At 52.8% G+C, this 24,323-nt stretch carries 20 protein-coding genes; 10 read left to right on the plus strand and 10 right to left on the minus strand.

The window, feature by feature from the left end:
- Positions 1-65 precede the first annotated feature (65 nt).
- Complete coding sequence (locus ACR64Q_RS05100; protein WP_313733796.1) at positions 66-314, minus strand: Rho-binding antiterminator; 249 nt, start codon at positions 312-314, stop codon at positions 66-68.
- Positions 315-393: 79 nt separating this feature from the next.
- On the opposite strand from ACR64Q_RS05100, the gene ACR64Q_RS05105 reads away from it, so the two are divergent.
- A complete protein-coding gene (locus ACR64Q_RS05105) occupies positions 394-1,569 on the plus strand; it encodes an acetyltransferase domain-containing protein (protein WP_483823279.1) in 1,176 nt (391 codons plus the stop codon).
- Between the two features lie 124 nt (positions 1,570-1,693).
- Positions 1,694-2,470, plus strand: coding sequence for a hypothetical protein (locus tag ACR64Q_RS05110; RefSeq protein WP_313733798.1), 777 nt, complete (start codon positions 1,694-1,696; stop codon positions 2,468-2,470).
- A 440-nt stretch (positions 2,471-2,910) separates the two neighbouring features.
- Here the strand turns inward: ACR64Q_RS05110 and ACR64Q_RS05115 are convergent, their stop codons facing one another.
- From ACR64Q_RS05115 to ACR64Q_RS05130, 4 genes are all read right to left on the minus strand, one after another.
- Positions 2,911-4,050: a DEAD/DEAH box helicase gene (locus tag ACR64Q_RS05115; protein ID WP_313733799.1), complete on the minus strand. Its 1,140-nt coding sequence runs from the start codon at positions 4,048-4,050 to the stop codon at positions 2,911-2,913.
- A gap of 208 nt (positions 4,051-4,258) precedes the next feature.
- Positions 4,259-4,624 carry a sirohydrochlorin chelatase gene (locus tag ACR64Q_RS05120; RefSeq protein ID WP_313733800.1) on the minus strand — a complete coding sequence of 122 codons (366 nt, stop codon included), beginning with the start codon at positions 4,622-4,624 and terminating at the stop codon, positions 4,259-4,261.
- Between the two features lie 9 nt (positions 4,625-4,633).
- Positions 4,634-5,251: an SOUL family heme-binding protein gene (locus ACR64Q_RS05125; protein ID WP_313733801.1), complete on the minus strand. Its 618-nt coding sequence runs from the start codon at positions 5,249-5,251 to the stop codon at positions 4,634-4,636.
- 24 nt (positions 5,252-5,275) lie between these two features.
- The gene (locus ACR64Q_RS05130) at positions 5,276-5,692 is read right to left on the minus strand and encodes a thiol-disulfide oxidoreductase DCC family protein (RefSeq protein ID WP_313733802.1); all 417 of its coding nucleotides are present in this window, start codon (positions 5,690-5,692) and stop codon (positions 5,276-5,278) included.
- A gap of 1,201 nt (positions 5,693-6,893) precedes the next feature.
- On the opposite strand from ACR64Q_RS05130, the gene ppgK reads away from it, so the two are divergent.
- The 4 genes from ppgK to ACR64Q_RS05150 all read left to right on the plus strand — a co-directional run bounded on the left by ppgK (position 6,894) and on the right by ACR64Q_RS05150 (position 11,294).
- Complete coding sequence (gene ppgK, locus ACR64Q_RS05135; RefSeq protein WP_483823280.1) at positions 6,894-7,637, plus strand: polyphosphate--glucose phosphotransferase; 744 nt, start codon at positions 6,894-6,896, stop codon at positions 7,635-7,637.
- 537 nt (positions 7,638-8,174) lie between these two features.
- Positions 8,175-8,642, plus strand: a complete 468-nt coding sequence (locus tag ACR64Q_RS05140) for a (2Fe-2S)-binding protein (protein ID WP_313733804.1) — start codon at positions 8,175-8,177, stop codon at positions 8,640-8,642.
- Positions 8,639-10,996, plus strand: a complete 2,358-nt coding sequence (locus ACR64Q_RS05145; protein WP_313733805.1) for a xanthine dehydrogenase family protein molybdopterin-binding subunit — start codon at positions 8,639-8,641, stop codon at positions 10,994-10,996. Before ACR64Q_RS05140 ends, ACR64Q_RS05145 begins: the two co-directional genes overlap by 4 nt.
- Positions 10,997-11,123: 127 nt before the next feature.
- Positions 11,124-11,294: a hypothetical protein gene (locus tag ACR64Q_RS05150; RefSeq protein WP_313733806.1), complete on the plus strand. Its 171-nt coding sequence runs from the start codon at positions 11,124-11,126 to the stop codon at positions 11,292-11,294.
- 78 nt (positions 11,295-11,372) lie between these two features.
- Here ACR64Q_RS05150 and ACR64Q_RS05155 read toward each other — a convergent pair whose 3' ends face one another.
- The gene (locus tag ACR64Q_RS05155; RefSeq protein ID WP_313733807.1) at positions 11,373-12,218 is read right to left on the minus strand and encodes a PA4780 family RIO1-like protein kinase; all 846 of its coding nucleotides are present in this window, start codon (positions 12,216-12,218) and stop codon (positions 11,373-11,375) included.
- Positions 12,219-12,532: 314 nt separating this feature from the next.
- On the opposite strand from ACR64Q_RS05155, the gene ACR64Q_RS05160 reads away from it, so the two are divergent.
- The 4 genes from ACR64Q_RS05160 (at position 12,533) to ACR64Q_RS05175 (ending at position 17,761) form a co-directional block, all read left to right on the plus strand.
- Positions 12,533-14,062 (plus strand): phytoene desaturase family protein, encoded by a 1,530-nt coding sequence (locus ACR64Q_RS05160; RefSeq protein ID WP_313733808.1) that lies wholly within the window; start codon positions 12,533-12,535, stop codon positions 14,060-14,062.
- Between the two features lie 10 nt (positions 14,063-14,072).
- The gene (locus ACR64Q_RS05165) at positions 14,073-15,665 is read left to right on the plus strand and encodes an aldehyde dehydrogenase family protein (RefSeq protein WP_313733809.1); all 1,593 of its coding nucleotides are present in this window, start codon (positions 14,073-14,075) and stop codon (positions 15,663-15,665) included.
- Positions 15,665-17,161: a phytoene desaturase family protein gene (locus ACR64Q_RS05170; protein ID WP_313733810.1), complete on the plus strand. Its 1,497-nt coding sequence runs from the start codon at positions 15,665-15,667 to the stop codon at positions 17,159-17,161. Before ACR64Q_RS05165 ends, ACR64Q_RS05170 begins: the two co-directional genes overlap by 1 nt.
- A 186-nt stretch (positions 17,162-17,347) precedes the next feature.
- Positions 17,348-17,761, plus strand: a complete 414-nt coding sequence (locus tag ACR64Q_RS05175) for an RNA recognition motif domain-containing protein (protein ID WP_026604016.1) — start codon at positions 17,348-17,350, stop codon at positions 17,759-17,761.
- Positions 17,762-17,790: 29 nt separating this feature from the next.
- On the opposite strand, the gene ACR64Q_RS05180 is transcribed toward ACR64Q_RS05175, so the two are convergent.
- Genes ACR64Q_RS05180 through ACR64Q_RS05195 form a run of 4 tightly spaced genes read right to left on the minus strand, consistent with a single transcriptional unit; the run spans position 17,791 to position 24,266 of the window.
- Positions 17,791-19,455, minus strand: a complete 1,665-nt coding sequence (locus ACR64Q_RS05180; protein ID WP_313733811.1) for a diguanylate cyclase — start codon at positions 19,453-19,455, stop codon at positions 17,791-17,793.
- Between the two features lie 2 nt (positions 19,456-19,457).
- Positions 19,458-19,907, minus strand: coding sequence for a response regulator (locus tag ACR64Q_RS05185; RefSeq protein ID WP_033155432.1), 450 nt, complete (start codon positions 19,905-19,907; stop codon positions 19,458-19,460).
- Positions 19,897-22,083: a CHASE domain-containing sensor histidine kinase gene (locus ACR64Q_RS05190; RefSeq protein ID WP_313733812.1), complete on the minus strand. Its 2,187-nt coding sequence runs from the start codon at positions 22,081-22,083 to the stop codon at positions 19,897-19,899. Before ACR64Q_RS05190 ends, ACR64Q_RS05185 begins: the two co-directional genes overlap by 11 nt.
- Positions 22,080-24,266, minus strand: a complete 2,187-nt coding sequence (locus tag ACR64Q_RS05195; RefSeq protein ID WP_313733813.1) for a PhnD/SsuA/transferrin family substrate-binding protein — start codon at positions 24,264-24,266, stop codon at positions 22,080-22,082. Before ACR64Q_RS05195 ends, ACR64Q_RS05190 begins: the two co-directional genes overlap by 4 nt.
- Positions 24,267-24,323: the final 57 nt, after the last annotated feature.

Consider the following 24,323-nt stretch of genomic DNA (forward strand, 5'->3'; position numbering starts at 1 on the left):
CATCGAACAAGGATTATGATTTTGCGGATAAAGGCGGCCAGTATAACCAGTGCTGTTAGATAGCTTTAGAAAATCACCTTGGTAAAGCGTGCGTTCGGCGTCAGTACTTGCAGTTTTGCCAGTTGATCCAGCGCGATTTTCCCAGTGGGGCTATGCTCCAACAATAGAAATTCGTGTCTTTCTTCGGCCACTACATTTAATGCCCGACCCTCGACGATTCTTTTGTCTTTTAATGTCAATCTAACCTGATAGCCGTACAGACAGGCAATTTCGATATAGTCGTGCAAATCGCAAGCGATCCGGCATTCGCTCATGGCAGTCTCCCCTTGAGTTTTTTGTTCATCAATCTTACCCTCGGTGTCTTCGATAGCCAATCATGCGGGGCAAATTACCTTGGATACCGTTTCATCTTCCAGACGCTTAGCGTCTATCGACATCTTGCGCGGCTTGGTCATAGTGTTGATGACACTGGATCATACCCGCGATTTTTTCAGTGCCAGTCATTTCAGCCCTACCGATCTGGATAAGACTTCAGTAGCCTTGTTCCTGACCCGCTGGATCACGCATTTCTGCGCGCCGGTGTTCGTGTTTTTGGCCGGCACCAGCGCATATCTGTGGCAGCGTCGCCGGGGGGCGGATGCGCCGTTGAGCCGGTTTTTGCTGGAGCGTGGTCTGTTGCTGCTGGTTTTGACCTGCACCGTGGAAGCCTGGTCGTGGAATTTTCGCGCCGATCTGCGGCACATCGATGGCGGCGTGTTGTGGGCGATTGCCTGGTCGATGATCGCGCTGGCCGGGCTGGCAAAGTTGCCGTTGGGTTGGTGTGTGGCGTTGGGTGCGACCATGATAGTGGGGCATAACGCTTTCGATGCACTCAAGCCTGTCGACTTGGGAAGTTTCGGGCCTTGGTGGGCGGTGCTACACACTGGGGACGATGTGCCGTTCGGCGACGGCTGGCTACTTAATCCCTATTACCCGCTGATTCCTTGGATAGGCGTGATGGCGGTTGGCTTCGGATTTGGAAAGTTATTGACTAACGACGTCTGGCGCACGCGGCGTAGGCTTTTTACCTTGGGCCTAACATTGATAGGCGCATTCTTGGTACTTCGTTTCAGCAACCTGTACGGCGACCCCAAGCCTTGGCAAAACTATCCGGACCCGGTGTTTACCGTATTGTCGTTTATCAACTGCCACAAATACCCGCCGTCCTTGTTGTATCTGTTAATGACCTTGGGGCCGGCGTTGCTGATCTTGGCGCTGGCCGAGGGCAAGGCAGCGGAACGCTTCGGTTTTTTACAAGTATTCGGCAGGACCCCGCTGTTCTTTTATCTGCTGCACTTGTACCTGATTCATGGTCTGGCAGTATTGATGGCGGCAATCACGGACGGACCGGTGGCGGCAATAATCGGCGGCGGTATTTGGTCGCTGGAATTACCGCAAGACTACGGTTATGGTTTGCCGGTGGTTTATGGCATTTGGCTGTTTGTGGTGCTAACGCTGTATCCCATCTGCCAAAGTTTTGAAACCTTAAAAGCCCGCAAGCCGCATTGGCGCTGGCTCAAATACCTATAACACGCACGGTGTGTTTTCCCTAGAAGCCGGTGCGCAATCTGCGGCGGCAGCTTTACTTTTAAATGTGAATGCAATAGTTTGCAAGCGACTTTACTGTCGCAATTAATCCCTTTTGGAGGTCAGTATGAAACGCACTATCGGCTGGATTATTCCTACTTTGCTGGCAACAGCGGCTTGTCAGGTGCAGGCTGACGAATCGGAGGCTAGTAGGGGACTTAACGTCGCTTTTACGGATTGCACCGAGTTTGTCGGGGTTGCCCCGGTCCCTGAGAGTAAAGCGCGGGCTCTGGTGCCTAGCCAGTACCAACTTGTCGTGGATGACGCCGGAGCAAAATTGGTGGTGCGCATTGCCCATTGCCAAGGTGTGGCAGTGAATAATCGCCCAGCCCAAGCCGGTACGGTCGCCCACCTTGGCGTCATGTTGTATTCGCCGGACGGTACCGGAACCGATCCCAATACCGCCATCAATAATTACACCCTGACTTATGCGAGCAACGTGCCGGCCTTGGTTAACGGTTTGCGTAAACAAGGCATGCCTGCACAATGGGACGGCAATTTGACCTATGAAGTGACGCCGACAAGCGCAACAAACGAGTTTTACGCAGCGGTTTCTCCCGATGCTCCTGATGCTGTCACTTGGTTTTTACATGGCAATGTTGCCGAGCCGGAGATAGCCAGTCCGTTTCTGGCAAATTGGTGGTCTTATTCCAAGAAAGGCGAAGTGAAGATGGCAACCAATATCGAGCAAATTTATTTCGACTTTAGCTCTACTGTGTCTTTCTTTACAGCTAGAGCTAGCATTATCGGCGACTTGCTCGGTGGCAATAGCATTGCCAATTTTCCTTTGAGTTTTCGCGGCAAGTTTGCCAGCGCGCAAATGACGGTGACCCGTGCGCGCTAAAATTTTAAACAGCCATTAAGCAGGCTTAGCTTCCTTGGTCTGCTTTTGTTTATTTAACTGAGTTAAAAAATAGCTTTGATAATTCCAGCCGGGACGAGGCGGTGGTGGTTGGTGAGCGAAGGGCATAATAAACCTCTGTGATGCATTGATTAGGGATAAAAGATGCTCCCGCAGATTCAGCAACGATGCGCTCTATTGCTTTAATCGAATCTACGGGAGCACAAACTAGGAAATATTGAAACTAATACACTGCGAGGGAGAATCTACCAGCGAAAAGCCGACAAGCAAGAGCGGGTAAAATTTTACTGCGATGAAATAGAGTCCAACTGTGTCTCGCCGTTTTGTCCGTAAATCTACTGACGTCACGGCGAAGCGTCCTAGGTTTGCACGCTCACCAACACCAATCTGTGATGGTGCGGTGGGCATGAATTGACGGTCATTTAAGCGGCTGCGAAGCCGTCTACCTGCTCGCGGGGTATTTGCAGGCCTATTAATTTTTCAACTAAGCGCAAGGCCTGATATTCGTCTTGCGATACCAGCGAAACCGCCTGGCCGTTTTGTCCGGCGCGGCCGGTTCTGCCGATGCGGTGTACATAATCGGCGGACGAGCGCGGTAATTCAAAATTAACCACATGCGGCAATTGGGCAATATCGATGCCGCGTGCTGCCACGTCGGTCGCGACCAACACGCGAATGTCACCGGCTTTGAAATCGGCCAAAGCGCTGGTTCTGGCGCCCTGGCTTTTATTGCCGTGAATCGCGGCAGCCTTGATATTGGCGATGTTCAGTTTTTCGGTGAGTTTGTTGGCGCCGTGCTTGGTACTGGTAAACACCAATACTTGCTGCCAGTCTTTAGTTTTCACCAGATGGGTCAACAAGGCGGTTTTCGCGGTTTTACTGACGGTATAAACCCGTTGATCGATCAGGTCGGCGGCAGCGTTTTCGACGGCCACTTCAATTTTGACCGGATTAACCAGCAAATCGCCGGTTAACTTGCGAATATCGGCGGAAAAAGTCGCGGAAAACAACAGGTTTTGGCGTTTTTTCGGCAGCATGGCCAGGATTTTGCGAATGTCTTTGATAAAGCCCATGTCCAACATGCGGTCAGCTTCGTCCAGCACCAACATTTCCACTTTATCCAGTTTTACGGCGTTTTGACTGACCAAATCCAGCAGACGACCCGGCGTTGCGGTCAGAATGTCCACGCCGCCGCGCAAGCGCATCATTTGTGGATTGATCTTCACGCCGCCGAATACGACTTCGGATTTTAAGCGCGGTTGTTGATGCGCGCCGTATTTGGCAACGGATTCGGCAACTTGCGCGGCCAACTCTCGTGTGGGCGTCAAGATCAGTGCGCGCACGGGCCGATTGCGGCCATAGTCGGTTTGCGCCAAACGGTGCAAGATCGGCAAGGTAAAGCCGGCGGTTTTGCCGGTGCCGGTTTGCGCGGCGGCAAGTAAATCGCGCCCGGTTAACACGGCGGGTATGGCTTTACTTTGAATGGGGGTAGGGGTGGTGTAGCCGGAATCGGCAATAGCTTTTATTAAAGCCTCGGATAAACCGAGATTGGAAAATGGCATTAAGGTCTCAATGGGGAAAATAAGGGGAGAAATCTGTGTTCGGCAGTACTGCTGTCGCGATGTCCGCCCGGGGACTAAGGGAATTACATATTGAAGATGAACTTTCAGTCGGCAGTCTATCACGGTTACCGGTTTAAGGTTAGGAAACCCGCGTTAGCCTGATTTAACGGCTGCTCGCGGCAGTGAAATTGATGCGCAAAAGCCGTGTTCAAATAGCCAAATTGGCCAGATCGAGTACTATGCCGCCGATTTTTTCCGCGGCGCCCAAATGGTTGGCAATACGTATGTCGATTTGCGGATGTGTGTCGCGAATCCTTTGCACGTGTTCGGGAACATCGATGCTGACGTGGCGTCCCGCTGACAGGAAATAAGGCATCACGACAATCTGCCGCGCGCCATGGGCTATTTGTTGGCGTAAGCCTTGCTCTATAGTCGGTTCGGCGATCTCCAGAAAAGCACAGTCTATTGCCGCGAAGCGGGTAGTCGCCAGACGCAATTGAGCTACCATCTTGCGAATCTCAAGGTTGGAATCCTCCCGATGGCTGCCATGCGCCACCACTAACAAATGTGTCACCGGAATGCCTTATTCGATGTCTACATGGATTTCGTTGCGGCGCAAGGCGGGTAAAGTCCAAGGCGGATCGTATGCCGCCGAACGCGGGGCAGATAGGGGTGTGAGCTGCTGTTGTTCGATCCAGGCCAGCAATAGTTGGCTTTTTTCGTTAATTTTTTCCAGGTTAAGACTGCCGGAATAGCGCAACACCGCGACTTTTTTCGCGGGTAAGACTTTGATAGTCACTTGGGGATCGATTGGAGTCGGTAAGGTCTCCAGACTATAGCCCGCCGGCATCACGAAAGCCATCGTCCATTTATTGTCGACTGCCTGCTGCAACACAGGCGCGGTCATCGCGATTTGTTCGCCGGCATTTTCGCGAAACACCGGGGCGGTCATGGCCATCTGCTGTTTTTGCTGATTGCCGCCAAAAATATAGCCGGCCAAGCGATTGAAACCGATATTGCCGGCTTGCGCGTAATCGGCGTCAATGACGGTTTCGGCGATTAATAAGGGCGGATACTGCCTGATTTGCACGTCTCCACGTTCGGAGAGCAATTGGTATTGCGGTTCGGCACTGCTTCTAATGCCCATTACCGTGCATCCGGTCAAAATCAGGCTGCCGAGTAGGGCTAAGGGGTTTTTCATATAAACGAGTCTCGTCAAAGAGGGTCATGTTTTTTCATGTCCGGAGCGAATGCTGCAACTTGCATCTTGGCAGCGTTTGGTACCTAACAAGGTACCGAAACGTAAACGGTGCCGGGCAAACCATGCATACAGACGGTCAAACAGCGGTTTTAGCAGGGGCCAGCGGGTGGGAGCCATCAGCCATCCCAAGCCGACAGCGCTGTAAGCAGCGTAAAACACCGGCATCCCCTTGATCAGGCGGCCATCAGCGCAGACACCATGGATTTCCGCCATCAATTCGTCCAGCGATTTGCCATATTGCTCCGGGTTAAAACCCTCGTCATGAATATCTTGTAAAGCCAGTTTGTTTTGCTTGTTTCGCGACTGTAACCAGGTCACTTCCTTCCGGCAAATCGGGCAGCGGCCATCGTAAAGCAGAGTGAATTCGTATTCGTTATTCATTGGGCGGTTCTTGGAAGTGGTGCTAGCGGGCTTGTCGCTGGGACTGGCGGCTTAATAGCCCTGCAAGTCTGTATTGGTTTGCTTGATAATTTCACAATGTTTGCGTATTCCCTAGCTTCGGATTCCGCAAAAAAAACCCCTCGCGATGCGGGGCTCGCGCAGTCGGCGAGATACTCGCGTCGAAGGGGATTGCGGGCTATGGAGCACCCCTCTGAGGACGGAACGTGTGTCAGGAATCAAAAACTTAACACTCCGCAATCTACCAGCAGATGTGGTGGAAGCAAGGACGCGAATGCTAAAAAAGTAGGGTGATCACGTCACATTTTCCCTTTCTGGGCGGCAGTGGTGAAAACGATGTGGATAGGCGATTCCAGCAATAGTTCCCGTTATATTGTTTATTAAAAGGGAATTATGAATAACTTAAATGGCTAATTGTAAATTTTCGACAGGGGATTATAGTGAAGTCGTACTTTAAATTGACTGCAAACGGTTGAGGCGGATCAGATGTACGTTCCAGGTACTCTTAGGAAAGACAGTATTGCCGGTATTCAGTTTGCTACCGGTATTTGGAACTTTTCGATGGGTGAGTTTGTTATATCTACGTTGTCGTTCGCTGCTGCGACTATTTCCAGTATTTTGCTTTTTGTTGGACCCGCTAGTGCTTTATGTTTTATGTGTGACCTCCCTCGTAAGCAGTGACTCCGGCACTGCACACTCTATAGCCTCTATCGTTGTATTCGGTAGAGGCTTTTTTTATCTACATGACGGGCTATTTGCTCCGGACGTGGTAAATCGCGTAGCCGGCAAAAAACATGGTTAAAAGGTAAATTGTCACTGTGATCATTTGGTACTCCTGGTTATCTTTATTGTTGTGCGCCATTTATAACAGAAATCCGGGCACATAATCCGGTAATTGCTTTGGCGACAGTTTTCGCATGTTAGTGTTGTCGCCGATGATCGTGGTTTTCCACAAAAACTGTGGATAAGTTTGTTGGTATGCTGATAAAAGTAAGCGCAAGTCGCTGTATTCAAGCAGGCGCTCGCAAATTGGCTAATAATTGACCACCGTTACTTGATTGATCAAGTTCTCCGCACCGCTGTAACCCCTGTTTGTCGATCACGGTGACGGAAATTTTTCTAAGCCCTTAGCCGCTCTTCGCCTAGAATGTCCAATCTGCATGGCAAACTTTCAGGACATTTTATGCAAATTCTCGGTGTGGATATTGGCGGTTCGGGTATTAAAGGTGCGATTGTTGATACCTTGACGGGCGAACTGGTTTCCGAACGGCATAGAATCGATACGCCGCAACCCGCAACACCGGAGGCGGTAGCAGCGGTGCTGGCGCAATTGGTATTGCATTTTGGCTGGACGGGGCCCATTGGTTGCGGTTTTCCGGCAGCGATTCAACAGGGCGTGGTGCGCACGGCGGCGAATATTTCCAAGGCCTTTATCGGCACCAATATCGATAAATTGTTTTCTGAAGCCACCAACTGCGAGTGTCACAACTTAAACGATGCAGACGCCGCCGGTATCGCGGAAATGCATTTTGGCGAGGGTGCGGGCCAAGTGGGTGTAGTCTTGTTGATTACCATCGGCACCGGCCTGGGGACCGCGCTGTTTACCGATGGCAATTTGCTACCCAATACGGAACTGGGTCATGTGTATCTGGAAAACGGTCTGGAGGCCGAGCGCTTCGCATCCGATGCCGCCCGTAAATTGCAAGATTTGGGTTGGAAAGCTTGGGGCAATCGCTTCAACATTTATTTGAATACGATGGAAAAACTGTTTTGGCCCGATCTGATCATTTTGGGCGGTGGCGCGAGTAAAAAATTCGATAAATTCAAAGAGCAGATAGCCATAAAAACCCCGGTGAAGCCGGCGGCTTTTTTAAACCAGGCCGGTATTGTCGGCGCGGCGCTGTATGCGAAATCGAAAGTTGTCTGAGCAGTGGTGCTTTAATCAATAAACCCCATTCGCAGAAACGGCAAAACCCGGGCTTTTGCAAATAGCCATAAAGATTTCCATCTTTGATAAATTCTGTTTCCAAGTCACCTTGACTATCGAATTACCTGCGGTAACCTGCTTATCATGAGGTTGCCGGTGGTGAAAAATTCAATTTTTTCCGTGAGAGCAATCAGACAAGATAGTCGGCAGCCTCATATTTTCCATATGTAGTAAAACTAATTTTCTGACTTGTTGCCTTGCAAGCTTGCCGGAGATTAGCGCAAATCATGGGTGGTGCTGGTGACGCAAGCCTCTAGGTCGGGAGATAGCTAGAGGCCCGTCATCAGTATCATTCCTGGTATTGTCTACGTTCCAAAATAACTGAAGCGAATGCTCATCCTGCGTTTTAGATTATTCCCAAACCAAGTGCCTTTACTGCCCAATCCTGCCCGTGTACCATGCTGCGAACTATCGCGCCGAAGTTGTTGATGGATGTGCCGGCGCCGTTATTAACCGCCGACTGACGCGAGAAATCTCATGACAACGCTTAATATCAACGGTAAAAGCCGCAAGATAAATCTGCCCGCTGACACGCCACTGCTTTGGGCGCTGCGCGACCAATTAGGACTGACCGGCACGAAGTACGGTTGCGGGATGGCGTTGTGCGGCGCCTGCACGGTACATGTGGATGGCGAACCGACCCGCGCCTGTGTCACGCCTATTTCGGCTGCGGCGGGCAAAAAAATCGTCACTATCGAAGCTATAGAGCAGGACGAGACCGGTAAAAAAGTCCAGGACGCGTGGTTGAATTTAGGGGTGCCACAATGCGGCTATTGCCAGGCCGGACAAGTCTTGGCGGCTACGGCCTTACTCAAAAAGCTTCCGCAACCCAGCGATGCCGATATCGATAAAGCCATGAGCGGCAATCTATGCCGTTGCGGTACCTATCCGCGGATTCGCGCCGCGATCAAGCAGGCCGCCGGTTTGCCGGAGGTGCAATCATGAAAAACTCAGCAGAATTTCTGCAAGCCGATATCGAGCAAAGCGATACCGACGACGGGTATTTGATCGACAACATCAGCCGCCGGACCTTTATCAAGCAGTTCGCCTTGAGCGGCTTTGTGTTGGCCATTGGCCTGCCTACTTTGCTCAGAGCGGACGAAGCCGCCGCGCCAGCTGCTGCCGGCAAGTTCGGTGCCGATGCGATGCCGCACGGTTGGGTCGATAATCCTTTGGTTTTTGTGGCCATCGCCGCCGATGGTGCGGTAAGCATCATCTGCCACCGTTCCGAGATGGGGCAGGGGGTACGTACCAGTTTGCCGATGGTGGTGGCCGATGAGCTGGAAGCCGATTGGTCCAGGGTACATGTTGTGCAAGCGCCTGGTGACGAAAAGCGTTTCGGCAATCAAGACACCGACGGTTCGCGCAGCATGCGCCACTTTTTCATGCCGATGCGACGAGTCGGGGCGGCTGCCAGACAAATGCTGGAAGCTGCCGCCGCAGCGCGCTGGCGCGTGCCGATAACGGAAGTCCGCGCCGAGCAACACCATATACTGCACATCGCCAGCGGCAAAACCTTGGGCTACGGCGAGTTAGCCAAAGCGGCGGCAAAGTTGCCGGTGCCAGACCGCGACAGCTTGCGTTTGAAGAATTCGACGGAATTTCGTTACATCGGCAAAGGCCGGCAAGGCGTTTACGACGGCCCGGATATTGTTTCCGGACGCGCTATGTATGGCATCGATACCCAACTGAAAGGTCTGCTTTACGCCGTCGTGGCGCGGCCGCCGGTCTTGGGCGGCAAGCTTTCAAAATATGACGCTAGTGCCGCGCTTAAAGTGCCGGGAGTCATAAAAGTTGTCGAATTGCCTAGCAGTCCGCTTCCCGCCGAATTCAATCCGTTGGGTGGTATCGCGGTGATTGCAAGCAACACCTGGGCGGCGATCCAGGGCCGAAATGCGTTAAAAATCGAGTGGGACAATGGGGAACACGCCGGCTACGATTCGCTAGCCTACAAAGCCGAACTGGAAGCCGCCGTCCGCCAGCCAGGTAAAGTGGTGCGCCAACAAGGCGATGTCGATGCCGCATTGCAAGGCGCAGCCAAGCGCCTGGAAGCGGAATATTATTTGCCGCATCTGGCGCAAGCACCGATGGAACCGCCGGCGGCGACGGCCCGCATCGTCAAGGGACATTGCGAAATCTGGACGTGTACCCAGGCGCCGCAATTAACCCGGGATAAAGTCGCTAAATGGCTGAAATTGCCGGAAGACAAGGTGACCGTCAATGTCACGCTGTTGGGTGGCGGTTTCGGGCGTAAATCCAAACCCGACTACGTCATTGAAGCGGCATTGTTATCGCAGGCTATGCGAGGCAAGCCGGTGAAAGTGACCTGGACCCGCGAAGACGATCTGCATCATGCCTATTTCCACACGGTGTCACTAGAGCGCTTGGAAGCAGGCTTGGATGCGCAGGGCAGGCCGGTAGCCTGGCTGCACAGAACCGCTGCTCCTAGCATTTCCTCCACATTCGGACCGGACAGCAAGCAACAGATGCCAGTGGAATTGGGCATGGGCGTGATCAACGTGCCGTTTGCAATCGACAACCTGCGCATCGAAAACCCGCCGGCGGCGGCGCATACTCGTATCGGCTGGTTTCGCTCGGTGTCCAATATTCCGCATGCGTTTGCCGTGCAGTCGTTTGTGGCTGAAATGGCAGCGGCAGCCGGACGCGATCATCGCGATTTTCTGTTGGATTTAATCGGCCCCGCCCGGCGCATCGATCCGACCAGTTTAAATGACACCTGGAACCACGGCGAATCCCCCGCGCTTTACCCCGTCGATACCGGCCGTCTGCGCCGCGTAATCGAAACGGTGACCCGCGAGGTCGGCTGGGGGCGTCAGCTGGCCAAGGGGCAGGGCTTGGGTTTGGCCGCGCATTATAGTTTCGTGACCTATGTCGCTGTGGTTGTGGAAGTAGCGGTCGATGAGACCGGCAAGTTGAGCATCCCCAGAGTCGATGTGGCGGTGGATTGCGGTCCGCAAGTCAATCCCGAGCGGATTCGTGCGCAGATCGAGGGGGCTTGCATCATGGGTGTTAGTTTGGCGACGCTGGGCGAAATCAGCTTTAAAAACGGCGCAGTGCAGCAAGACAATTTTCATGCGTACCAGCTCACGCGCATCGACGACGCGCCGCGCGAAATCAAAGTGCATCTATTGCCGTCTGCAGAATTTGATACACCCTTGGGCGGTGTTGGCGAACCGGGAGTGCCGCCGATTGCACCGGCCCTGTGCAACGCTATTTTTGCGGCCACGGGTCAGCGGATTCGGCAATTACCGATACGGGATCAGCTTTTGAAAGACTGAGGGCTTATGTGCAAGGCAGCGAGCTCAATTGGCTGGCCGCGGCCTTTTAAAGCTTTGGTAAAACCGGTCGATAACCGGATGCCAGCCGAAACATGGCCGGTACTATTCAATCAAGAGGAGATATACCATGTCATCCGTATCGGGAGTGGGTTCAACGCCGTATTTCCCTATCACCAATCAACCGAAACAGCCCGCATCGAATCAGCAGGCCGCAACACCGCCCGTACAAGCTGTGGTGAAAGATGCTGATGGCGATAATGACGCTAGAAAAGGCAGCAAGATCGATACCTATGCCTGATAGCGTTAGCGGTTCCAAGCAGTAAGAAAAAGCCGGGTAACACCGGCTTTTTCTTTTTGGGTTGTTCGAGATGTTGAATTACGGAGTCTGTAAAAAACGCTGCTTGGCCTCGTTTTCTTCGCGGGCCGCGTCTATCTCGCGGATCACGCTACGCAGGTCGGCGGGTTTGGCGTTATCTTCGAAGTGGCCGGTCAAATTGGTTTCAGGGTGCAAGTCGCCGCTTTGATACAGTTTCCACATTTCCTTACCAAAGTTAGTCTTCAATAACTCTGGTGCGAACTGGCCGAAATAGGCGGCCATATTGGCGACATCCCGTTCCAGCATGGCTCGGGCGTTGTTATTGCCGGCGGCATCGACGGCTTGCGGTAAATCGATAATCACCGGCCCGTCGGCGCCGACCAGCACGTTGTATTCGGACAAATCGCCATGTACCAGGCCGTCGCAGAGCATGCGCACGATCTGGCCGATCAGAAAAGCGTGGTATTCGCGGGCCAGCTCCGCCGGCATTTCCAGATCGTTGAGTCGGGGGGCAGGGTGACCGTCGGCATCGGCGACCAGTTCCATCAGCAAGACGCCGTCGATGAAATTATAGGGTTTTGGCACTCGGACGCCGGCATCCGCCAGGCGGTATAGGGCTGTTACTTCGGCATTTTGCCAAGCCGACTCCTGCTCTTTGCGGCCGTAGCTGCTGCCTTTTTCCATCGCCCGGGCACGACGGCTATTTCGCACTTTGCGGCCTTCTTGATACAGTACGCTTTGCTTGAAACTGCGCTGGTCGGCCTCCTTGTAAACTTTGGCGCAGCAAATTTCTCCGCCGCAGCGCACTACATAGACAGCCGCCTCTTTGCCGCTTTTCAACGAGCCAATGACCTCGTCGACCAAGCCGCTATCGATTAATGGTTCTAGTCTTTTCTGTGTTTTCATACTGCCTATTATGCCGCGCTCGCACGAATATCGTGCAAAACTTCCGCCAAATGATCCATTTTGGAGGCGAGAACAATCCTTCCGGCCCCTCTGGCTCAAATCGATAACCGGCGTTCGTAAAGCCGAGCAACTGAATCGCCATTGATTTCTCGGCGGTTCCAACATTAGGTTAAACAGGATTTGTCGGGCCTGCGTAGCGTGTGCTTGTGCGCTTGGATTTTATTTTGGTGTTGGCGAATAGGTCGCTTTTTGACATTTTGCTGTTACATTAGCGCTTTTATAAAACGACTCGGCAAGCACCGCTCTCTCATATCATGGCAGATTCAAAACATATCATCATCGTTGGCGCCGGCCCCGGCGGCTTGTGCGCCGGCATGTTACTAAGTCATCGCGGCTTTAAAGTATCCATATTTGATAAGCATGCCAACGTCGGCGGCCGCAATAGGGCCATTACGATGGATGGTTTTACCTTCGATACCGGCCCGACCTTTTTATTGATGAAGGGCGTACTGGATGAGATGTTTGAATTATGCGGCCGGCGTAGCGAAGACTACATGCAGTTCATGCCGCTCAGCCCTATGTATCGTTTGCTGTATGACGATCGCGAAATTAATGTCTATTCGGACAGGGAAAACATGCGCGCGGAACTGGAGCGAGTATTCGACGAAGGCAGCGCCGGCTATGAGCGCTTCATGGATAACGAACGCAGCCGTTTTAATCGCTTGTATCCGTGTATTACCCGCGATTACTCGAATTGGTCTTCGTTCTTCTCGTTGGATCTGATCAAAGCTATACCCTGGCTGGCGTTTCCGAAAAGCGTGTTCAACAACCTGGGTCAGTATTTTGATAAGGAAAAAATGCGCCTGGCGTTTTGCTTTCAGTCCAAGTATCTGGGCATGTCGCCTTGGGAGTGTCCGGCACTGTTTACCATGTTGCCGTACCTGGAGCATGAATACGGTATTTACCACGTCGCCGGTGGTTTGAATAAGATTGCCACGGCGATGGCGCAGGTGGTGACCGAGTCCGGCGGCGAGATTCATCTCAACGCCGAAATCGCCTCGTTGATCGTCGAAGACGGCGCGACCAAGGGGGTGAGATTGCAAAACGGCGAGGAAGTACGCGGCGATGAAGTGATCGTCAATGCCGATTTTGCCCACGCCATGACCCATTTGCTGGAACCGGGTACCTTGCGGAAATACGATCATCAAGAGTTGGAAAAGCGCGAATATTCCTGCTCGACGTTCATGCTCTATCTGGGCCTGGACAAGCAATACGATTTGCCGCACCACACCATCGTGTTTGCTAAGGATTACCGTACCAATATCAACAATATCTTCAGTAATAAAACCTTGACTGAGGATTTCTCGTTTTACGTGCAAAACGCTTCGGTTACCGATGCTAGCCTAGCTCCAGCAGGCAAATCGGCTTTGTATGTGTTAGTGCCGATGCCCAACAATGACAGTGGCGTCGATTGGCAAGCCCATTGCCAGGAGGTTCGCGAACAAGTGCTGGATACCCTGGGTGCTCGTCTGGGCTTAACCGATATTCGCGAACATATCGAATGCGAAAAAATCATCACCCCCGGCACTTGGGAAAGCGAAGAACACGTCTATAAGGGCGCGACTTTCAGCTTGTCGCACAAGTTCAGCCAGATGCTGTATTGGCGGCCGCACAATCGTTTCGAAGAACTCGATAACTGCTATTTGGTAGGTGGCGGCACCCATCCCGGTAGCGGTTTACCCACCATCTATGAGTCCGCGCGGATTTCTTCGAATCTGATTTCCCGCAAGCACCGGGTTCAGTTCAAGGAAATTCAGCAAAGTGCTTGGTTGAAAAAAAGCTAAGGCTTAAGCGATGACGAAGATCCGGGCGGTTTCGCCGGTCGATGGCCGGGCGCTGGGCGAATTTCCGGTTAGCGATGCGGTGTCGATACAGCAGCAGATGCTTGCTGCTCGCGCTGCCGCGAACATTTGGGCCAAGCGCCCGGTTGCCGAGCGGGCCAAAATCTTAGCTAAGCTGGTGCCCTTATTGATGGCCCAGCTGGACTCGATTTGCGAGTTAATCAGCCAGACTACCGGCAAGGTCCACACAGAAGCCTTGCTGGGCGAGATATATCCCGTTTTGGATTTGACCCGCTACTACCAAAAACACGCCGCCAACATCTTATCGTATCGAGGTATCCCTACCTCGCCGTTTGCGTTTCCCGGCGCCACCGCCGGTATCGAACGTCGGCCATTTGGCGTGGTGGCGGTCATCTCACCCTGGAATTATCCGTTTCAACTCTCGGTCGGGCCGATGCTGACGGCTTTGTTTGCCGGCAATGCGGTGATCCTGAAACCCTCCGAATTAAGTTTGCCGGTCGGCCAGCTAATTATTGATCTGTTCAAACAAATGGATTTACCGGAAGGCTTGGTGCAATGGCTGGTCGGTGACGGCGAAACCGGTGCGCAGCTGATAGATGCCGGCCCGGATTTGGTGTTTTTCACCGGCGGTCTAAATGGCGGCAAAGCCGTGATGCAACGGGCCGCGCAGCATCCGATTCCGGTATTACTGGAATTGGGCGGCAAGGACCCGATGCTGGTGTTCAAGGACGCACAAATGCAGCGCGCTGCCGACGCGGCCTTGTACGGTGCATTTTGTAATAGCGGCCAAGTTTGCGTATCGGTGGAGCGTTTGTACGTGCAACAGCAATGTCACGATGAATTTTTAAGCTTGTTGCAGCAAGGTGTATCGCAACTGCGAGTCGGCCACGACCCACAAGGCGACTTGGGTGCGATGACCACCGAACGGCAGTTTGCAACGGTCGAAGCGCACTATCAGGACGCCATCGCCCAAGGCGCGCAAGCCTCCGGCCCACTGGAAAGGCAGGGCAATTACCTTAAGCCGGTCGTGCTGTGGAACGTGCATCACGGCATGCGGGTGATGCGTGAGGAAAGCTTCGGGCCACTGCTGCCGGTAATGACCTTTAGCGATGAAGCGGAAGCAATCCGTTTGGCCAACGATAGCGAATTTGGCTTGAATGCCAGCGTGTGGAGCCAGGATATTGCTAAAGCCGAGCGCGTTGCCGACCAGCTGCAGGTCGGCAATTGGGCGATCAATGATGTGATCAAAAATATCGGTCATCCAGGCCTGCCGTTTGGCGGCGTGAAAAAAAGCGGTTTCGGTCGTTATCACGGCGCGGAAGGTTTACGCAGTTTTACCTTCCCCGTGGCCGGCATGACCAGCCGCAGCCATTTGCCCAAGGAACCGAACTGGTTTCCGTATTCCGAGCAACGCTACCAGGACTTTAAAGGCTATATGGACTTTGTCTATGGCGAAGGTTCGCTAATAGAACGAATCAAACGCAACTGGCCGGCGCTGCAAGCTTTTCGGGAATATTCAGCCTTCGATTTAACGCAACGCTGGCAAAATCTTAAATTACTGTTGTCATGGAAACGGGACTACTGATGAAACAAAACAATACTAAACGCGTCGTCGTCATCGGCGCCGGTCTGGGCGGTTTGTCTGCAGCGATTTCGCTGGCTAGCGAAGGCTTTGCGGTGGAAATGGTCGAGAAGAACGACAAGGTCGGTGGCAAACTCAACATCATGACCAAAGACGGCTTTACGTTTGATCTGGGGCCGTCGATTCTGACCATGCCGCATATCTTCGAGGCCCTGTTTACGAAGGTCGGTAAAAAAATGGCCGATTATGTCGGTATCGAAAAAGTCGAACCGCACTGGCGCAATTTCTTTGAAGACGGCACCACCATCGATTTATGTGAGGACCAGGAAAACCAACGCCGTGAGTTGGACAAACTGGGCCCGAACACTGCCGCCGAATTCGCTAGCTTCATGGCCTATTCCAGAAAGCTGGGTACCGAAACCGAAGCCGGCTATTTTGCCAAGGGCCTGGATACATTCTGGGAATTACTGAAGTTTTACGGCCCTATTCGCGCCTTGAATTTCGACGTGTTCCGTTCGATGGATCAGGGGGTGAGACGCTTTATTTCTCATCCCAAACTGGTCGATATCCTCAATTACTTCATTAAATATGTCGGTTCCTCGCCCTACGATTCGCCGGCCTTGATGAATCTGATGCCCTACATCCAATACGAATACGGCTTGTGGTACGTAAAGGGCGGCATGTACGGTCTGGCGCAAGCCATGGAAAAACTGGCGATGGAGTTGGGTGTGAAGATCCGCTTGAACAGCGAAGTCGAGGAGATTCAATATCAAGCGGGTCGTGCGACCGGGATTAAGCTGCAGGGCGGTGAGGTGTTGGCGGCGGATATCGTAGTGTCGAATATGGAAGTGATTCCAGCAATGGATAAGCTACTGCAAAGTTCGCCGGCGGAACTTAAAAAAATGCAGCGCTTCGAGCCCACCTGTTCTGGCTTGGTGTTGCATTTGGGCGTGAATCGCCTGTATCCGCAATTGGCGCACCACAATTTCTTTTATTCCGATCATCCGCGCGAGCATTTCGATGCAGTGTTTCGTAGCGGCAAATTGTCCGACGATCCGACTATTTACCTAGTCGCGCCATGTAAAACCGATCCGAGCCAGGCGCCGGAAGGCTGCGAGATCATCAAAATTCTGCCGCACATCCCGCATATCAACCCCGACAAACCCCTGACCGCTGACGATTATTGGGCGCTGCGCGAGCGGGTATTGGCTAAACTGGAGCGGATGGGCTTGACCGATCTGCGCAAACATATCGTCACCGAGGAATACTGGACGCCGCTGGATATTCAGGCCAAATACTATTCCAACCTGGGCTCGATTTACGGCGTGGTGGCGGACCGCTGGAAAAATCTGGGCTTTAAGGCGCCGCAGCGCAGCCATCAGCTTTCCAATTTGTATTTCGTTGGTGGTAGTGTCAATCCCGGCGGTGGTATGCCGATGGTGGCATTGTCCGGGCAGTTGGTGCGGGATAAGATTTTGGCGGACTTGGGGCAGGCATAGCCCAAGGCAGACAAAAAAATCCGGATATGCATAAGCCCATTAAATTTAAGCCTACACTTAAGCGGCGTTTGCATGGCTTAGGTTTTCGGCGTTTCCAAGTCCGGTATAAACGCATCCGCGCCGGAAACGCGCTATTTTTAGGGCTTCCGGCTTATTTTTGTCTGCCTACTGTTAGCTAGATTTTTTATGCTGCTTTTTTTTCGGAATATTCCGGCACCGACCCGGCCCAACGAATTGTATTTTTACGTGGCGATGGCGGTCAGTGAAGATTTAATAGATCAAGCCAAGCAAGTAATAACGGTCGATGTGATGGTGATTCGGGACAAGCGCAGCAATCAGCTGGAGCATCATGGCCTGGTGTCGGTGAATTCCGATGAAGCCGGCATTCGCGCTATCAAGAATCTGAACGGCTTGTTGTTTAACGGCTGCGAGGTTTTGGTCCGAGTTTATAAGCAGCGTGACGTCAAAAATGACCGGCGCCGGAATGGTTTGCCGGTGCCGCAGGAGATTGTCGACAAACGCATCCAGGACCGGCGCCGCGGCGCTAGCGTGGAAATTTATGTCGATTTTTCCAATGTGTTCTATCCCATCACGCTTTAAAGGCGCTTTGCAGTTTTGGCATTAGACCGCTAAAGCCAGACGCGTACGCAGTTCCGGCCATTTTCCTTAGCGGTGTATAGCGCTTTATCAGCTTTGGTCAATACGCAATCCGCCGTACCGCTATCGGCATGCATTAAGGCAATCCCGATACTGACGGTTATCGGAATCGTATGCTTATCTATAAACAACGGTGTATCGGCCAGCACCTTACGTAAGCGTTCGGCAATTATCATGGCTGGTTCGGCGTCGGTCTCAGGCATGAATATCGCGAACTCCTCGCCGCCAATCCGGCCCACGACATCGATCTCGCGTAATTCCGCGCGCATAATCCCGGCAAAGTGTTGCAACATTGCGTCGCCGGTGGGGTGTCCGTAACCGTCGTTAATCTGCTTGAAATGATCCAGGTCCAGCATTAATACTGCTACTCGGTGATTACTGCGCTTTACTCTGGCAAATTCGTTTTCCAGACGGGCCATAAAGTGCCGGCGATTTAAAAAACCGGTCAAGCCGTCGGTTGTTGCCAATTCCCACAGCTCGGTTTGCATCCTTTTGCGTTCGCTAACATCCTGTTTAACGCCGACGAAATGGCGTATGCAGCCTTGCTGGTCCTTGACGGGGGAAATCACCAGCTCTTCGTCATACAGTTCGCCATTTTTGCGCCGGTTGACGATTTCGCCGCGCCAGGTGTTTCCAGCTAGTATGGTCTCCCATAAAGCCTGATAAAAAGCCGGATCTTGCTTGCCGGATTTAACCAACTCGTTGGGCCGCATGCCTATGGCTTCTTGGCGACTAAAGCCGGTCAGCGTTTCAAAGGCTTTATTGGCCCATTCGATGCGGGCGTCAATATCGGTAATCACTACGCCGTGTTCCACTGTTTCCAGGGCCGACACCAGCAAGTGGTCGCGCAACTCCGACGCCTTACGTAAGCTGATATCCTGATGGATACCAACCGCGCGAATCGGTTGGCCATGAAAATCCCACTCCAGCACGCGGCCGGTATCGTGCACCCAAACCCAATGGCCTTGCTTGTGCAGTAAGCGATGTTCAGCAGAGTAAAGCTCGGTTTCGCCGCGCAAATGCGGCTCCAGAGAGGCTGTGATTAAATGCCAATCATCCGGATGCACCAAGCGTTTCCAAATGTCGATATCGGATCCCACTTCGTCAAGGGTGTACCCCAGCATCGAGGCCCATAGGTCGTTGAAAATCACTTTCCCGCTGGGAATATGCCAATCCCATAAGCCTAAGCTTGCGCTCTGTAAGGCCATACCCATCCGTTGCTCGGACTCGTGAAGCCGCTTTTCCAAGCTTATCCGCGTCAGCGCGTAGCGTATTGCCCTGACCAGGCTGTCGGTGTCTATGCTGGATTTGATCAGATAATCCTGCGCGCCGCAGTCCAGAGCCTTCAGAGAAAACTCGGTATCGTCGTGCCCGGTCAGCACGATAATCGGCAGTACTCGGGTCGCTTTGCGGATGCGTCTGACGGTATCCAGGCCGCGCGAATCCGGTAGGCTTAAATCCACCAGCACCACGTCGATTTTTTGTTGGGCAATGATTTGTTCGCCATCCGCCAAATTCTCGCGCCAGATCAATTCGAAACGCAGATTAGGCGAGGCGCGCAAATATTGCCGAACCAGGCTGGCATCGCCCGGTTCGTCTTCGATTAATAAAACGCAGCAATTTGTCGCTTCGGTCATAATTATTGCTTGCTTGGTAGGCGCACTACATTGAACCAATAGCCTTCGATTTGCCGAACCGCCGCGATAAATTGTTCGACATCCACCGGTTTGGTAATGTAGCTATTGGCGCCTAGTTGATAGGTTGCGACCACGTCGCGCTCAATATCGGAAGTGGTCAGGACAATAGCCGGGATGCTGGAGAAGTCCGGTTCCGACTTGATTTTAGCCAGAAACTCGCGGCCGTTCATGCGCGGCATATTCAGATCCAGCAGGATCAAATCCGGGCGCGGCACATCGGCATAGTCGGCGCCTTGCCGCCGCAAAAACGCCAGCGCTTCGACACCGTCCCAGACATGATGCAGATTGCAACGCACCCGGTTTTCCTTGAAACTCATTTTCACCAGATGGGCGTCGGCAGGTTCGTCTTCCACCAGCAACACATCGAACAGCGGCGTTGATTTATCCGTCATGCTTATTTCCTTCGATATTGGGTAGCTCGAACACCACTGCCGTACCGTTCTGCGCTGTACTTTCAATCCAAATTTTGCCGCGACAACTGCTGACGATGCGGCGGGCTATCGACAGACCAATGCCGGTACCGGCCTCGTTGTCACGATAATGCAGGCGCTCAAAGATTTCGAAGACGCGTTGCCGGTATTCCGCATCTATCCCATTGCCGTTATCGCGCACATAATAACGATTTACGTCCAGATCGGATACGCCGCCAATTTCGATCCGTAAGGGGTGTTCAGAATTGGCCGGCCGGCCGTGCTTGAGTGCATTGTCCAAAAGCAATCTAAATAGCTCGGCCATGCGGGGGTGATCGATATAGGCATGCGGTAGTTCGCCGACGCTGACACTTGCGCTTGCACTCTCTATCGTGTTCGCTAATGCTTGGATAGCTGCTTCGGCAGCGGCTTTGGCGTCCACATGGGTCATTTTGTCGCGGGCTTGATCGGCCGTCACATACAGTTGAATGTCACGTACCAGACCGATTAAACGCTGGGCGTCGTGTTCCAGATAGTCCAGGCTGCTATTAATGTCTTCGTCGCCTAAGGCTTCCGGATACACTTTCAATGAGTTGCGTAAGCGTTGAGTAAAACTGCTGAAGCGGCGAGTCGGCTCCATCAAGTGATGAGCGGAAATTTCCGCGAAACGGCTCAGGTCGGCGTTGCTGGTTTCCAGAGCCATGCTGATTTGTCTACGCTCGGTAATATCGATGCACGAGCCGATATAACCGACGAACTCACCGTGGTCGTCGTAACGGGGAATGCCTGTGTCCAACAGCCAGCGATATTCACCATCGTGGCGCCTCATACGATATTCCATGCTGAACGGCAGGCGTTTTTCAAAGTGTTGGGTGTAGTGGTTTAGACAAAACTCCAGATCATCCGGATGCACGGTTTCTGACCAGCCATTACCTAGTTCTTGTTCAATATTGCGCCCGGTAAAGTCTAACCAGACTTTGTTGAACCAGTAACAGCGCTTGGCAGTGTCCGAGAGCCAAATCATCACGGGCGCAGAGTCCGCCATGGCCCGGAACCGGCTTTCACTCTCGCGCAATTCGGCGGTCATGTTTTCTGCCAGGGCCATTGCCCGGCTGCGGCTGTTCACCAACTGCCAGGTTAGCAAACTTAGCAGCAGGCTGAGGCTTACGCTACTGCCGGCGATAATTAATGGCTTGTCTTGATCGACCCGCGCTTGAAAATTCGGTTCGGCATGAATCAATACGGTCCATGGGTGGCAAGCCAAAACAATCTGTTGTTTGGAGGTCAATAGTGGTTGAATGTTTGCCGGCGGTGCCGAGCCGTACATGCGGCTTTCTTCGTTTAATGTTTCCCCGTCGAATATTTCCAATCCCAAATCGCTTTCTAGTTCGCCGCCAATCCCGGTCATTAAGTCCTTGGTGCGGAATGGCGCGTAAACCCAACCCAATAGATTGGCGCGGCGCTGCTCCAGCGTGTCGTGCGGTACGTCTTTTTTATACACCGGCAGGTACATTAAAAAGCCGGCTTGCACGTCTTGTTCGGTTTCCTGTATTAACTTAACTTTTCCGGTAACACCCAGGCTGTTGTTATCGCGGGCATAGCTTAATGCCAGGTTGCGGGTGGGTTCGGAGAACATGTCGTAACTGAAGGCGCGAAGATTCCGGCCGGAAAACGGTTCCAGATAAATAATCGATGAGTAAAAATCCCGCTCGCCGATAGGATGGATGTCGTAATCGGCGAAGCCCTGTTTGCGCAACTCGGCAACATGCCGGTCTTTCTCGGTTTTAGGTATCCACAGCGAAAATCCTACGCCCTGGATGCCGGGAAAGCGTTGATCGAGGTTCAGTGCGGAGACATATTCCCGATATTCGTGGCGTTGCACCAGTCCTGATGCCGCAAATAATCCCCTGGCGCCATATAACATTTGCTCGTAAGCGACCAGCCGTTGCTCGATACTTTGCACCAATTGCCGGACGCGGAAATCGAAATAGAGCCGCCGCTCGTGTTCCAAGTCCTCGATCGCAATCAGCCAAGCCTGGTAGCTGGTCAACAGTGTAATTAGCAGGACTGCTACCGTTAGCCAGTGGCTGTAATACCTAGGTTTGCTAAGGCTTGAGCGTGGTTGGGCGCCAACCGAGGTTTCTGGGTGATTATTCATGTCGGCTGACTGTCGGTAGCGGGGGTATAGCCCAAGGGAATTTCAAAAGTAAAACATGAGCCCTGGCCTTCGCCGGCTGAATCCACCCAAATTTTGCCGTTGTGATGTTCGATTATGCGTCGGCACAAAGCCAGGCCCATACCGGTGCCTTCGAAACGCGTGCGTGCTTGTAGGCGGCTGAAGAACTGAAACAGCCGATCAAATTGTCCAGGGTCTATACCGATACCGTTGTCGCGCACACTCAGCCGCCAAAAGCCGTCACTGACTTCGGAGTTAACGTCGATAACGGGAGCTTGGTATTCTTGGCGATAGTGCAGGGCATTAACCAGCAGGTTTTGCAGCAAGCGGCTGAGTTCGTCGCGGCTGGCATACAGAATAGGCCAGTCGCCTTGGCAACGGATATTGGCTTGGCACTGTGCCGCCAGGGGTTCGACGAATTGCAACACTTCATCGCGGACCGCATCGCTGGCAATCCAGGATTTCTCTTGGGTTTTACGGCCGACGCGCGAATACTCCAGCAGCGAGACGATCATCGCGTCCATGCGCTTGGCGCCTTCCAAGGCAAAATTCAGATTTTGCCGCGCGTCTTCGTCCAGCGATTCAGGCAGATTGCGTTGCAAAAACTGCAAATGGCCGGAGACCATGCGCAAGGGCTGGCGCATGTCGTGGGATACGCTATAAGCGAACTGCTCCAGATCAACGTTGGAGCGCAACAAGGCATCGTGGCTTTGCCTTAATTCCTGCTCGATCTGTTTATGCTTGTCGATATCGACGTGCGTACCCAGCATCCGTTGCGGTTTGCCTTCCGGTGTGTGCGCTACCACCATGCCCTTGGCGAGTATCCACTTATAGCGTCCGTCCTTGCAGCGCATGCGAAACTCCACCCAATACAATTTATTCTTGCCGTCGAAGTAGTCAGACAGGATCTGCAGCACCCGCTCCGTGTCTTCCGGATGTAGGCTGTTCCGCCAGGCGTCGAAGTTATTGGCGAATTCTTCGGGTTCATAACCTATCATCGACTTCCAGCGCGGCGAGAAAAATACCTCGCCGCTGACGATATCCCAATCCCATACGCCTTCGTCGGCACCTTCCAGGGCAAATTTCCAGCGATATTCGCTGTCCGCCAGCCGAATATTTTGTTCGCGGACTCGGCGCCGTTCCGCCGCCAGATAACGGTTCATCGAGAATAAACTCAAACTGAGCAACACCACCAGGAATACGCCGGCGCTGATTGCCAGCACCGGTGTAGGGTAACGTTGCCAAATATCGGTCAACGTGAATAGCGGAACGGCGTCGAACGGCTTGGCACGCAAGTGCCGCAGTAATTGTTCTACCGAATTGTAATCGGCCGGTATGGTAAAGCCATCAATCCCTGGAATAAGGTCGGGGCCCATCATTAACAAAGTGCCGGCGACTTTTTTGGCCAGCTCGCGGTCTACGCTCGGCAAGGCGACAAACGGCCACTCCGGATAAAGTTGCGTCGATAACAGTGCGAAGTTCGCGGATGTTTGCAAATTGAGGATTTTGATCCGCCCCAAGTCGAGCTGGCCTCTGGTGGCCAAATCCTCCAGAACGCCGCTGCGGATGAATCCTATATCGGCTTGCCCTGACAATACCGCTTCCATTACTGCATCGTGCGGCATCCCCGTCAGCAGCAATTTTGAGGTTTTGGTAAGGTCTATTCCGGCTTGGGCGGCTTCGTAAGCTTGCATCTGGAATCCGCCCAAGGAATCTTGGCTGGTAACCGCGATTTTTTTGCCGCGCAGATCGCTTAGCGCGTTTATATCCCCGCGTTCGGCCAGCGCGAAGATCACGCCGCCGAACACATCTTGGGAGCGGCCGTTCTCGTGTCTGAGCAATGTTGCCAGCGGTGCTGAAATACCATGCTGATAGCTGATGTGGACATAGTGGCCGGGATTGGTCAGCACAAAGTCCAATTGTTTACTGTTTACACCGGCTTCCAGTTCGTCGTAGTTCAAAGCTTCGATGATGAATTCGCGCTCAGGTATGGCTTGGTGCAAGACTTTACTCAGTGCTTGCCATTGTTCCAGGGTTTGCGGCTTGGGCCGATAGGCTAATACGCCGATTCGCACCGGTACGTCGGCCAGCGCTGCAAAGCTGGCTAGCAAGCAGCAGCCCAGTAGCAGAAATTTAATGCGGTTAATCAAAGCGTTTTTAGTCATTGATAAGTGGTTATGGCTTATTTATTAACCCGGCCCCTAATGCTGCTAGTCTGAGTG

Source organism: Methylomonas sp. 2F7 (genome assembly GCF_057126975.1).

What these genes read in the sequence shown, in the direction of transcription:
- ACR64Q_RS05100 (WP_313733796.1), bottom strand. Translation starts at nt 314, where the DNA reads ATGAGCGAATGCCGGATCGCTTGCGATTTGCACGACTATATCGAAATT.
- ACR64Q_RS05110 (WP_313733798.1), top strand. Translation starts at nt 1,694, where the DNA reads ATGAAACGCACTATCGGCTGGATTATTCCTACTTTGCTGGCAACAGCG.
- ACR64Q_RS05115 (WP_313733799.1), bottom strand. Translation starts at nt 4,050, where the DNA reads ATGCCATTTTCCAATCTCGGTTTATCCGAGGCTTTAATAAAAGCTATT.
- ACR64Q_RS05125 (WP_313733801.1), bottom strand. Translation starts at nt 5,251, where the DNA reads ATGAAAAACCCCTTAGCCCTACTCGGCAGCCTGATTTTGACCGGATGC.
- ACR64Q_RS05130 (WP_313733802.1), bottom strand. Translation starts at nt 5,692, where the DNA reads ATGAATAACGAATACGAATTCACTCTGCTTTACGATGGCCGCTGCCCG.
- ppgK (WP_483823280.1), top strand. Translation starts at nt 6,894, where the DNA reads ATGCAAATTCTCGGTGTGGATATTGGCGGTTCGGGTATTAAAGGTGCG.
- ACR64Q_RS05140 (WP_313733804.1), top strand. Translation starts at nt 8,175, where the DNA reads ATGACAACGCTTAATATCAACGGTAAAAGCCGCAAGATAAATCTGCCC.
- ACR64Q_RS05145 (WP_313733805.1), top strand. Translation starts at nt 8,639, where the DNA reads ATGAAAAACTCAGCAGAATTTCTGCAAGCCGATATCGAGCAAAGCGAT.
- ACR64Q_RS05150 (WP_313733806.1), top strand. Translation starts at nt 11,124, where the DNA reads ATGTCATCCGTATCGGGAGTGGGTTCAACGCCGTATTTCCCTATCACC.
- ACR64Q_RS05155 (WP_313733807.1), bottom strand. Translation starts at nt 12,218, where the DNA reads ATGAAAACACAGAAAAGACTAGAACCATTAATCGATAGCGGCTTGGTC.
- ACR64Q_RS05160 (WP_313733808.1), top strand. Translation starts at nt 12,533, where the DNA reads ATGGCAGATTCAAAACATATCATCATCGTTGGCGCCGGCCCCGGCGGC.
- ACR64Q_RS05165 (WP_313733809.1), top strand. Translation starts at nt 14,073, where the DNA reads ATGACGAAGATCCGGGCGGTTTCGCCGGTCGATGGCCGGGCGCTGGGC.
- ACR64Q_RS05170 (WP_313733810.1), top strand. Translation starts at nt 15,665, where the DNA reads ATGAAACAAAACAATACTAAACGCGTCGTCGTCATCGGCGCCGGTCTG.
- ACR64Q_RS05175 (WP_026604016.1), top strand. Translation starts at nt 17,348, where the DNA reads ATGCTGCTTTTTTTTCGGAATATTCCGGCACCGACCCGGCCCAACGAA.
- ACR64Q_RS05180 (WP_313733811.1), bottom strand. Translation starts at nt 19,455, where the DNA reads ATGACCGAAGCGACAAATTGCTGCGTTTTATTAATCGAAGACGAACCG.
- ACR64Q_RS05185 (WP_033155432.1), bottom strand. Translation starts at nt 19,907, where the DNA reads ATGACGGATAAATCAACGCCGCTGTTCGATGTGTTGCTGGTGGAAGAC.
- ACR64Q_RS05190 (WP_313733812.1), bottom strand. Translation starts at nt 22,083, where the DNA reads ATGAATAATCACCCAGAAACCTCGGTTGGCGCCCAACCACGCTCAAGC.
- ACR64Q_RS05195 (WP_313733813.1), bottom strand. Translation starts at nt 24,266, where the DNA reads ATGACTAAAAACGCTTTGATTAACCGCATTAAATTTCTGCTACTGGGC.